The sequence below is a fragment of the Nocardia sp. NPDC059228 genome, assembly GCF_042754245.1.
Classification (GTDB): Bacteria; Actinomycetota; Actinomycetes; order Mycobacteriales; family Mycobacteriaceae; genus Nocardia.
Map to the genome: position 1 here is coordinate 1 of NZ_JBHZAL010000174.1, position 1,070 is coordinate 1,070.

The 1,070-nt window shown below is 67.8% G+C and carries 1 protein-coding gene; it reads left to right on the top strand.

What is annotated here, in order from left to right:
- Positions 1–98: 98 nt before the first annotated feature.
- On the top strand, positions 99–1,070 hold a 972-nt coding region (locus tag ACFXKA_RS43285), incomplete at its 3' end, for an MMPL family transporter (RefSeq protein WP_379431954.1).

The window sequence follows — 1,070 nt, forward strand, 5'->3', positions numbered from 1 at the left end:
GTCATTGCCAGTGGGCTCGCGCGCTCCCTACCTTGATCGTGTGAACGGGATCGACACGCCGCCCCCAGAAACGGCGTTCCCCCTCGAAAGGTTGCTGAATGTTCGCCTCACTGGCCAGATTCACCACACACCGCAGCAGGCTGGTCCTCTATCTCTCCGGTGTGCTCCTCGTGCTCGCGGGAGCGCTGGGCGGTGGCGTGATATCGACCCTCTCCGCCGGTGGATTCACCGACAGTTCGACCGAATCCGCGCGGACGGCCGAGGTCCTGGACGGACGGTTCGGCTCGGGTGCCCCCAATCTGACCCTGCTGGTCTCGGACAAGCGCGGCGTCGACGATCCGGCCGTGGGCGCGGCGGGTGAGCGGCTCACCGAGCGCATCGGCGCCGAGAAGGGCGTCGAACAGGCCCTGTCCTACTGGACGTTGGGCAAGGCCCCGGCCCTGCGCGGCGAGGGCGGGAACAGCGCCCTGATCCTCGTACGGATCACCGGCGACGAGGACCAGGTACAGAAGACGCTGGAGCGGATCCAGCCGGAGTACGACACCGAGGTGGAGGGCCTCGACACCCGCGTGGGCGGCGTCGCGGTCGCCAACAAGGAGATCACGGACACCACCCAGGACGACCTCCTCCTGATCGAGATGGTCACCTTCCCGGTCCTGCTGGTCGTGATGCTGTTCGTCTTCCGCGGTGTGGTCGCCGCGCTGGTGCCGCTGATGGTCGCCGGACTGACCATCGTGTCCGTGCTTCTGACGCTCCGTATCCTCACGCTGTTCACCGATGTCTCCGTGCTGGCCACCAACGTCGCGACCGGCCTCGGACTCGGTCTGGCGATCGACTACGGACTCATCCTCCTCAAGCGCTACCGGGAGGAGTTGCGAGGCGGCGCGGACACGGACACGGCCATCGCGACCGCGCTGCGCACCGCCGGCCGTACCGTCCTGTTCTCCGCGGTGACGGTCGCGCTCGCGCTCGCCGGCCTGTTGGTCTTCCCGTTCTACTTCCTGCGCTCGTTCGCGTACGCGGGCATCCCGACCGCCCTGCTGGCGGCGATCGTCTCCATCACCTTCCTC